This window comes from Enterobacter sp. SST3 (genome assembly GCF_000286655.1).
Taxonomy (GTDB): domain Bacteria; phylum Pseudomonadota; class Gammaproteobacteria; order Enterobacterales; family Enterobacteriaceae; genus Enterobacter; species Enterobacter roggenkampii.
Genome location: NZ_ALNS01000013.1, coordinates 1 through 9,247, shown reverse-complemented (window position 1 = coordinate 9,247; position 9,247 = coordinate 1). Strand labels below are relative to the sequence as shown.

The 9,247-nt window shown below is 57.7% G+C and carries 6 protein-coding genes; 4 read left to right on the top strand and 2 right to left on the bottom strand.

Annotated elements, in window-relative coordinates; genetic code table 11:
* Positions 1 to 24 precede the first annotated feature (24 nt).
* The gene (gene yegD, locus B498_RS13590) at positions 25 to 1,377 is read right to left on the bottom strand and encodes a molecular chaperone (RefSeq protein ID WP_008500859.1); all 1,353 of its coding nucleotides are present in this window, start codon (positions 1,375 to 1,377) and stop codon (positions 25 to 27) included.
* 130 nt (positions 1,378 to 1,507) lie between these two features.
* Between yegD and alkA the strand changes: the two genes are divergently transcribed.
* Complete coding sequence (gene alkA / locus B498_RS13595; protein WP_008500857.1) at positions 1,508 to 2,386, top strand: DNA-3-methyladenine glycosylase 2; 879 nt, start codon at positions 1,508 to 1,510, stop codon at positions 2,384 to 2,386.
* Here alkA and B498_RS13600 read toward each other — a convergent pair.
* A complete protein-coding gene (locus B498_RS13600) occupies positions 2,345 to 5,674 on the bottom strand; it encodes a diguanylate cyclase (RefSeq protein ID WP_008500856.1) in 3,330 nt (1,109 codons plus the stop codon). The two genes, alkA and B498_RS13600, sit on opposite strands and share 42 nt — an antisense overlap.
* A 346-nt stretch (positions 5,675 to 6,020) precedes the next feature.
* Here B498_RS13600 and udk point away from each other — a divergent pair, with 346 nt between their 5' ends.
* From udk to asmA, 3 genes are all read left to right on the top strand, one after another.
* Positions 6,021 to 6,662: a uridine kinase gene (gene udk / locus B498_RS13605; RefSeq protein ID WP_008500855.1), complete on the top strand. Its 642-nt coding sequence runs from the start codon at positions 6,021 to 6,023 to the stop codon at positions 6,660 to 6,662.
* 91 nt (positions 6,663 to 6,753) lie between these two features.
* The gene (gene dcd / locus B498_RS13610) at positions 6,754 to 7,335 is read left to right on the top strand and encodes a dCTP deaminase (RefSeq protein WP_008500854.1); all 582 of its coding nucleotides are present in this window, start codon (positions 6,754 to 6,756) and stop codon (positions 7,333 to 7,335) included.
* Positions 7,336 to 7,357: 22 nt separating this feature from the next.
* Complete coding sequence (gene asmA / locus B498_RS13615) at positions 7,358 to 9,208, top strand: outer membrane assembly protein AsmA (protein WP_008500853.1); 1,851 nt, start codon at positions 7,358 to 7,360, stop codon at positions 9,206 to 9,208.
* Positions 9,209 to 9,247: the final 39 nt, after the last annotated feature.

The following is a 9,247-nucleotide window of genomic DNA, read 5'->3' as shown; positions in this document are numbered from 1 at the left end:
AAGCCGCCACCCGGCACAACCGCACTAGCTAAACATCACCTGCGCCCAGCGCGCCAGACCAGCGGTAACGGAACCAAAGTCATCGCCACCCGCAACTGGAATGCCCGGCAGCTGTTCGGCCAGCGCTTTCTTAATCAGCGGTGAACGGGCGCTACCGCCGGTCAGGTAGATGACGTCCGGCTTCTCTTTGCCGTTCTCCAGCGCGAGCTGCACCTGTTCCAGAATGCGCTGCAGCGGCTGTGCGAGCGCCGTCTCCAGCCCGTCCTGCGAAATGGCGGTGGTCAGTTCGTCACTGATAAACGGCAGGGAAACCGCATGCTCAGCGCGGTCGGACAGGGCGATTTTGCTCTCTTCCGCCGTACGCACCACGCGGTAGCTGAGACGCTGACGCCACACTTTATAGAGCAGGGCGACCTTTTCGCCGTCCTGGGCATCGCGCACCAGATCGTTAAGGAAGCGGCCGTTGGCGGTGCTGTAAAAATCACTCTGCGCAGGCACGTCGTTGATGGCAATCGCGTTCCACCACGGCAGGATCGGCAGGGCGATCCCTTTTTCGGTTTGCCCCCCCATGCCGAGCAGCGGCATCAGGCTCTTGAAGGCCAGGGCGATATCGAGGTCGTTACCGCCTACCCGGCAGCCGCTGTGCCCGAGCAGGCTGTTTTCACGATCGCGACGGTGATGCCACTGCGGCCCCATCAGCAGCAGCGAGCAGTCCGTCGTGCCCCCGCCGATGTCCACGACCAGTACGCGCTTCTCTTCCGTCAGCGTGGCTTCGAAGTCCAGCCCTGCGGCAACCGGCTCATACTGGAATACCACGTCGCGGAAGCCTGCGCGGTGCGCCGCGCGCTCCAGGATCCCCTGCGCCTGCTGGTTGGCCTCGTCGCCGCCCAGCCCCTGGAAGTTGATCGGGCGGCCAATCACCGCCTGGGTAATCGCATCGGAGACCTGCGTCTGCGCCTGCTGGCGAATATGCAGCATCATCGCGCACACCAGGTCTTCAAACAGCGCGACCTGCTGCGGCTTCAGGCCGCTGGCGCCGAGGAAGGATTTTGGCGACTTAACGAAGTAGACCTCTTCGGGGTCTTCAATGTAGTGCCCGAGCGAGGCGAGGCCGAACTGCACGCTGGAGGGCGTAACGTCGATATCTTCCTCGCGGTTAAAGCTGACCGCCCGGCGCAGCAGCGCCTGGGTCTCCGCTGCCGTGGCCGGAACCTGATGGTGGCGGAACAGCCATTCGCTCACCGCTTCACGCGTCGGTGCGCAGAGCATAGACGGCAGCAGCGTGCTCTCTTTTTCCATTTTCAGGAGCCGTGGCTGCCCGTCTTGCATAATCGCAACCGAGCAGTTTGCCGTACCGTAGTCAAATCCAATAAACACGATGAATCCCCATGCCGGTGAGAAGGGGCGAGACTTTAACGAAATGTCTGCATGGCGACAACAGGAATATGAAAGCAAGGCAAAACAGGGTCTTTACGTTTATGCTGATAACACTAAAAAAGGAGCAACGATGTATACCCTCACCTGGCTTCCCCCTTATGACTGGCAGTGGATGTTTGGTTTTCTTGGCGCGCGCGCGGTAACGGGCATTGAAACCGTCACCAACGATTACTATGAGCGCAGTTTTGCCTGCGAGGGGCATCAGGGGATTTTCCGCGTGACGCCGGATATCGCCAGCCATACGCTGAGCGTGACGCTCAGCCCGGGGTTAATTCCGGTTGCGCAGGCGTGTCTTGAACGCATCGAACGCCTGTTCGATCTCCGCTGTAACCCGCAGCAAATAGCAGAAACGCTGGGCGAACTCGGTGCTGCAAGGCCAGGCTTGCGTTTACCGGGGGCGATGGATGCGTACGAGCAGGGCGTCCGGGCGATCCTCGGGCAGCTGGTGAGCGTGGCGATGGCGGCGAAGCTGGCGTCACGCGTGGTGGCGCTCTGTGGCGAACCGGTGGCGGATTGTCCGGGCTATCTCTGCTTCCCCACGCCCCAGGCGCTGGCGGCAGCGGACCCGCTGGCGCTGAAGGCGTTGGGTATGCCGCTAAAGCGCGCGGAGTCGCTGATTCATCTGGCGCAGTCGGTTATCGACGGAACGTTTCCGCTTTCCCCGCCCGCGAATACAGAAGAGGGGATGAAGGCGTTACAGCAGCGGCCGGGGATAGGGCGCTGGACGGCAAATTATCTGGCCCTGCGCGGCTGGCAGGCGAAAGATGTGTTTCTGCCGGATGATTACCTGATTAAACAGCGCTTCGCCGGAATGACGCCCGCGCAAATTCGTCGTTATGCCGAACGCTGGAAGCCGTGGCGCTCCTACGCGCTGCTGCACATCTGGTATACCGACGGCTGGGCACCGTCAGTTGATGGCGAAATAGCTGGTGTTGAGCAGAAGATCTAATGGCTGCGGCTCGGCGATGGTGTCACCAAAGATAAAATCGATGCCGATGCCGGAGAGCGTATCCATCATGATGGGCTGGTTACAGGGGCCCGCGATAGTTTTCATTCCCACACGCTGGGCGTGGCCCTGAACAATGGTCACCATCATCTCATCCATCAGATTGCCATACACGTTGGTTACCACCTCTGCATCCAGCATCAGATAGTCGGCCATATTCGCGGTCAGGTGGGTAAAGACGTTCATGTCGCGCCCCACCTGGCTGAAGATCACGCGGCAGCCCGCCTGGCGAAGCTTTTGCAGACCCCTGTGCAGGTTCTTATCCGGGTTGCACACCACATCGGCAGAGATAACCAGATGCAGCAGACGGCCCGGCATCGGGCTTTTATCCAGCAGGTCGAGCAGTTCATCGACCAGCGTCACGCTGGCTAAACCGGCCTCCGAGAGCGGCAGCGCCACGCCCATGCCTTTACTGGCGATCTGGGTGGCATAGGTGCGGAAAAACTCGCTAAAGATCCGTCTGTCGAGGGCGTGCAGAAGCTCAGGCTCCGCCAGACCCGAGCGGAAGGCATGCTCTTCCTGAACTTCGCCCTGGCTGGTCCACAGGCGTAACGACAGCAGCCAGAAATTACTGCTCTCCGGGATGCGCGGGGAGGCGACGCTGCGGGCAATCATCATCAGATGATTGTCTTTAATCATGTGCCACTGTTCATCAAGCGACATCATGCTGCGCGTGTGATGATCCCGCTCCTGCTGGGGTTCGTACACCGTCACCATGCCACGCCCGCTGTTTTTTGAGGCGTAACAGGCAATGTCCGCCTGCGACATGATCTCCGACGCCTGATGGTTATTTTCATCAATCAGCGTGATGCCGGCGCTGGCGCCGATCCGGTGCAGGCGGCCTTCCCACATAAAGTGATAGTCGTTGATGGCATGAATCAGGCGACCGGCGATATAGCGCGCGCTTTCCAGGTTGCAGTCCGGTAACAGTAACCCGAACTCGTCCCCGCCCAGACGCGCCAGCACGTCGCTGGAGCGGAGCATGGTCAACATCAGGGAAGCCAGTTCCCGCAGCAGGGCATCGCCCGCGGCGTGGCCAGCCGTGTCGTTGACGGCTTTGAAGCGATCGAGGTCGATAAACACCAGGGCATGGCGCTGGCGCGTTTCGCGAACGGTCTGCAAGAGCCGTTTGAGATGGTTTTCGAAGCTGACCCGGTTTGCCAGATGGGTCAGGGCATCGTGGGAGGCGCTGTAGCTCAGCTGGCGCAGCATTTTGCGCGACTCGGTGACGTCCTGAATGACGATCACCGAGCCAATATTCTGTCCATCCAGCGTGCTGAGCGGCGTAATGCTGTAGTGGATATCATAATTGCCGCCGGTACGGCAGTTCAGCACCACATCCTGATCGATATCGGAACGGGACATATCGCCGCTGTGAATATTCTCCATCAGCGGCCCTTTTTCACCGAAGGTAATGTGTAACACCTTCAGGATCGGCTGGCCGATAGCCTCGGTCTGCAGCCAGCCGCTCATTTTCTCCGCGACCGGGTTCATAAAGGTGACGTTCATGTTGATATCGGTGCACAGCACCGCTTCACCGATGGAGTCGAGGGTAATGTGCAGACGCTCTTTTTCCTGGAAGAGGGCCTCGTTAAGCTGCTTAACCTCGGTCATGTCCATGTTGATGCCGAGCAGCCGTTCAACTTCCCCCTGCTTATTGAGCACCCGGTTCGCCAGGGAGCGAATATGACGCACGCCTTCCTTCACGCGGATGCGGAATTCCAGCTTAAACGGCAGGCGGGAAATCAGGGAGTCCCGCAGCACCTGCTCAGCGTGGACGCGATCCTCCGGCAGCATCGTGTCGTGCCAGAGCTGCCAGGTGGGCTTGATGTGCGGCGGTATTTCATAAAGCTCAAACATCCGCTTATCCCAGCTGATAATGTCGGGTTCCAGATCCCACTCCCAGATGCCGATGCCCCCGGCTTCGTTAGCCAGCGTAATGCGCTCCATCAGGCGCTTATTGACCCATTCGGTCTGCTTCAGATCGTTAATGTCTTCAATCTGGGCAATAAAATAGAGCGGCGAGCCGTCGGCATGGCGCACCACGGAGACGGCAAGAAGCGCCCAGACCACTTCCCCGTCGCGGGTGTAATAGCGCTTCTCGAGGGAGTAGGTATTGATCTCGCCATTGACCAGCTGTTCGAGCTGCTCGAGGTCGGTATTCAGATCTTCTGGCCAGGTGAGCTGCTGGAAGGTCAGCGACTGAAGCTCCGTCTGGCTGTAGCCGAGGAAATTGCACAGCGCCTTGTTAGCCTGAAGCCATTTGCCTTCAATGCTGACCAGCGCCATGCCGATGGCGGAATATTCCATCGCGTTACGAAAGCGCTCTTCGCTTTCGGTGATATGTTTGCGTTCGGCGCGGAAGGCGTACATCACCATGGTCATCACGTTAGCGGGCAGGAGCAGCATCAGGAACGGCAGCCAGGGGGCGTTCAGCATCGGCCCGGCGTGCTGGGTGGTCAGCGCCAGAGGATTGCGGGCAATCATCAGCGACACCACCATCACGGTGACCAGAAACACCATGAACGCTTCCATCCGCGGCAGGCGCACGGCGCTCCACATCAGCAGAACGATCACGCAGGTGAAGGGCCACGGCAGCCAGGTGATGGCTGCCCAACTGAGGGCTAACGTCACGGCCAGCGTGGTCAGCGTTTCCAGCAGCAATCGCGGGTCACGGTGGCGCAGCAGATAATGCGGTTTAAATAACAGCCCCAGTGGCACCAGTGCCAGTGCGCCAATGGCTTCTGACAACACCCAGACGAAGAAATTACGCAGGGGCTCAGAGCCGGGTGCCAGCAGAGACACCAGAATGCCGCCCATCAGTGGCGGCACCAGCGCGCTGCCGATGGCCACGCGGATCCAGTCGTTCAGATTCTGCAGCGGGTTGTACCACGGGAGCCATTTACGCAGGAACAGCGCGCCGATAACGGCCTCAATGACGTTGACCGCAGGGTAGATGAGGCTGACCGACCCCCAGGAGAACAGCATCCATGAGGCCAGAATATTGCCGAACGAACAGGCCAGGGCAATGCCCGGCCACATTTTTCCGGCATGGCGGTAAAACGCCACCATCATAATGGCGGTGGGAAACCAGAGCGGGGCCAGCAGGGTGCCGAAGCGGGTGAGCTCCAGCGAAAATAAGGTAAAGATAAAGGTGACCAGGCCCAGACAGACAAGTCGTAATAAAGGATGTGGGGTGGTCACCAAAACCCGCTGGTATTGTTTATTCATTACCGCTTTATCCAGAGACGCCATGCCGTCAGGGAAGAAGATGTCCGAACGCGTGAATTTGATAATTTGGTTTATGCTAGTACAAACAATTTACAATTCATATGGTGACCGCTCAGAATTTGACAACACAGACTTATTAAATACTTACTCGGTGAAAAAAAACGGGTAAGCGGCGAAAAAATGCGCATTTAAATTTCATTCAGGGAATAACTCGTCACTTTTCGGTCAGTCTCGCAGAACCTGAGTATTCGACTGGTATCACGCCCGCGAAATCCCTATAATTGCCGCGTTTGACGCTCCGGCGTCGTCCTTCCTTTACATCCAGGTTAATCAGGTCGCTAAATTTATGACTGATAAGTCTCATCAGTGCGTCATTATAGGCATCGCCGGCGCATCGGCTTCAGGTAAAAGTCTAATTGCCAGTACGCTTTATCGCGAACTGCGTGAACAAGTAGGTGATGAGCATATCGGCGTCATTCCCGAAGACAGCTATTACAAAGATCAATCCCATCTGTCGATGGAAGAGCGCGTTAAAACGAACTACGACCACCCAAATGCGATGGATCACAGCCTGCTGTTCCAGCATTTAGAAGCGCTTAAGAGCGGCCAGGCGATCGAACTGCCCGTTTACAGTTACGTAGAACATACCCGCACCCAGGAAACGATCCGCATCGAGCCGAAAAAGGTCATTATCCTTGAAGGCATCCTGCTGCTGACCGACGCCCGCCTGCGTGAATCCATGAACTTCTCGATTTTCGTCGATACCCCGCTGGATATTTGCCTGATGCGCCGCATCAAGCGTGACGTTAATGAACGCGGCCGCTCAATGGACTCCGTGATGGCGCAATACCAGAAAACGGTCCGCCCGATGTTCCTGCAGTTTATTGAGCCCTCCAAACAATACGCCGATATCATCGTGCCGCGCGGGGGTAAAAACCGCATCGCGATCGATATCTTAAAAGCGAAAATCAGCCAGTTTTTTGAATAAGCCGCGTGAATTGTGTACCGTTCAGAGATAACCTGGTTTTACCCTGAGCGCTTACCGGCTCAGGGTACGATGCATGAAAGGAGAAAAAGGCATGCGTCTTTGTGATCGCGATATTGAAGCCTGGCTGGATGAAGGCCGTTTGTCTATTACCCCACGTCCACCTGTTGAGCGTATCAATGGGGTGACCGTCGATGTCCGGTTGGGGAATAAATTCCGCACCTTTAGCGGCCATACCGCACCGTTCATTGACCTTAGCGGACCGAAGGACGAAGTCAGCGCCGCGCTCGATCGCGTGATGAGTGACGAAATCGTAATCGAAGATGGCGAAGCCTTTTATCTGCATCCGGGTGAACTGGCGCTGGCGGTAACGTTTGAATCCGTCACCCTGCCTGCGGACCTCGTCGGCTGGCTTGACGGCCGTTCTTCGCTGGCGCGACTGGGACTGATGGTACACGTGACCGCGCACCGTATCGATCCAGGCTGGTCGGGCCGTATTGTGCTGGAATTCTTCAATGCCGGTAAATTGCCGCTGGCGCTTCGTCCGGGGATGATGATCGGCGCGTTAAGTTTTGAACCGCTGTCAGGCCCGGCAGACAGGCCGTATAACCGCCGTCAGGACGCAAAATATCGCGACCAGCAGGGTGCGGTTGCCAGCCGTATTGATAAAGACTGATCGTTAGTCCATTGAGGATGCCATGAGAAGAGTTCTGACAACGCTGATGATTTTGCTGGTGGTGCTGGTGGCTGGCCTTTCGGCGTTGGTTCTGCTGGTTAACCCTAACGACTTCCGCGCGTATATGGTGCGGCAGGTTGAGGCACGCAGTGGTTATCAACTGAAGCTGGACGGGCCGCTGCGCTGGCACGTCTGGCCGCAGCTCAGCATTCTCTCTGGCCGCATGTCGCTCACGGCGCCGGGGGCGTCCCAGCCGCTGGTGTCCGCAGACAACATGCGCCTTGATGTGGCGCTGATCCCGCTCATTTCCCATCAGCTGCAGGTGAATCAGGTGATGCTGAAAGGCGCGGTGATTCAGCTCACCCCGCAAACTGAAGCTGTCCGTGATGCCAACGCGCCGGTGGCACCGCGTGAAAATACCCTGCCTGATGAACCGTCTGATACTGGCTGGTCCTTTGATATTGGCAAACTGAAAGTGGCCGATAGCGTGCTGGTTTTCCAGCATGAGCACGAAGAGCTGGTCACCGTTCGCAACATTAATCTGCAGATGGAACAGGATGAGCACCATCTTGCATCGGTGGAATTTAGCGGGCGCGTGAACCGCGATCAGCGGGATCTGACGCTGTCGTTGAATGCTAATGTAAATGCGTCAGACTATCCGCATCAGCTCACGGCGAACATCCAGCAGCTTAACTGGCAGCTGACGGGGGCCAATCTGCCCACCCAGGGGATCGCCGGTCAGGGAACGCTGCAGGCCGTGTGGCGTGAGGAACAAAAACAGCTGGAGCTGGATAATCTCAACCTGCAGGCAAACGACAGTAGCCTTAAGGGGCAGGCGAGCGTCACCTTTGAAGAGAAGCCGAAGTGGGTGCTGAATCTGCAATTTGACAAGCTCAACCTGGAAAACCTGTTGCCACCTCTGCCAGCCAGCGCCACGGACAGCGAGGCGACGCAGACGGGGCAAAGCCAGGCGCCGGTATCACGTCCGGTTATTTCGTCGAATCTCGATCAACCTGACTATAACGCTCTGCGCGGATTCACGGCGGATATTCTGCTGAAAGCCACCAGCCTGCGCTGGCGCGGCATGGACTTTACCGACGTGAGCAGCCAGATGTTTAACCATAACGGTTTGCTGGTGATCTCCGAACTGAGCGGCAAGATGGGCGCAGGACACCTCTCACTGCCCGGCACGCTGGATGTCCGTAAAGACGTTGCCAGCGCCGAATTCCAGCCGCGTCTCGATAACGTTGAGATAGGGACCATCCTGACCGCGTTTAACTACCCGATCTCTCTGACGGGGCAGTTGACGCTCGCGGGTGATTTCTCCGGCACGAAAATTGATGCCGATGCTTTCCGCCGCGAGTGGCAGGGGCAGGCGCATCTTGATCTGAAAAACTCCCGTATGGAAGGGCTTAACTTTCAGCAGCTGGTGCAGCAGGCGGTGGAGCGCAGCAGCGATGTGAAGGCCCAGGAGAACTACGACAGTGCCACGCGCCTCGACAGCTTCACCACGGACCTGACGCTGAACAACGGACAACTCTCTCTCGACGGAATGCAGGGTACCTCTTCACTCTTATCATTAACGGGCGAGGGTAAGCTGGATCTGGTCAAAGAGACGGCGGACACGCGCTTTAACGTGCGGGTACTTTCCGGCTGGCAGGGGGAAAGCAAGCTCATTGACTTCCTGAAAGAGACGCCGGTCCCGCTGACCGTATACGGCAAATGGCAGGCCCTGAATTACAGTCTGCAGGTGGATCAGATCCTGCGTAAGCATCTGCAGGATGAAGCGAAACGTCGACTCAGCGGCTGGGCGGATCGTAATAAAGATTCACAGGACGGCAAGGATGTGAAGAAGCTGCTGGATAAGCTTTGATGCCTGTTGCGCCGGGGGGCGGCTTCGCCTTACCCGGCC

What these genes read in the sequence shown, in the direction of transcription:
- B498_RS13600 (WP_008500856.1), bottom strand. Translation starts at nt 5,674, where the DNA reads ATGAATAAACAATACCAGCGGGTTTTGGTGACCACCCCACATCCTTTA.
- asmA (WP_008500853.1), top strand. Translation starts at nt 7,358, where the DNA reads ATGAGAAGAGTTCTGACAACGCTGATGATTTTGCTGGTGGTGCTGGTG.
- alkA (WP_008500857.1), top strand. Translation starts at nt 1,508, where the DNA reads ATGTATACCCTCACCTGGCTTCCCCCTTATGACTGGCAGTGGATGTTT.
- dcd (WP_008500854.1), top strand. Translation starts at nt 6,754, where the DNA reads ATGCGTCTTTGTGATCGCGATATTGAAGCCTGGCTGGATGAAGGCCGT.
- udk (WP_008500855.1), top strand. Translation starts at nt 6,021, where the DNA reads ATGACTGATAAGTCTCATCAGTGCGTCATTATAGGCATCGCCGGCGCA.